The 422-nt window shown below is 67.5% G+C and carries 1 protein-coding gene; it reads left to right on the top strand.

The features are described from left to right. A partial coding sequence (locus BA190_RS34940; protein WP_305773783.1) for a peroxidase family protein occupies positions 1-422 on the top strand: 422 nt, incomplete at both ends.

Below are 422 nucleotides of genomic sequence, written 5' to 3'. Positions count from 1 at the left end.
GTCAATCCCGAAGGGCCCAACGGCAATCCCGATCCTTTGGCGGCGGCGCGCGACATCCGCGAGACCTTCGCCCGCATGGCGATGAACGACGAGGAGACGGTGGCGCTGATCGCCGGCGGCCACACCTTCGGCAAGACCCATGGCGCCGGCGATGCCGCCAATGTCGGGCCGGAACCCGAGGCCTCCGGCATCGAGCTGCAGGGCCTGGGCTGGCACAACCAGTTCGGCTCCGGCAAGGGCGGCGACACCATCGGCTCGGGCCTGGAGGTGACCTGGACCTCGACGCCGACCAAATGGAGCAACAACTTCTTCTGGAACCTGTTCGGCTATGACTGGGAGCTGACCAAGAGCCCGGCCGGTGCCCATCAGTGGACGCCCAAGCATGGGGCCGGTGCCAATTCGGTGCCGGATGCGCATGACCG

This window comes from Labrys sp. WJW, from assembly GCF_001676615.1.
In the GTDB taxonomy this organism is placed as follows: domain Bacteria; phylum Pseudomonadota; class Alphaproteobacteria; order Rhizobiales; family Labraceae; genus Labrys; species Labrys sedimenti.
The sequence above is the reverse complement of the archived record's forward strand: the minus strand, read 5'-3'. Positions and strand labels throughout refer to the sequence as shown.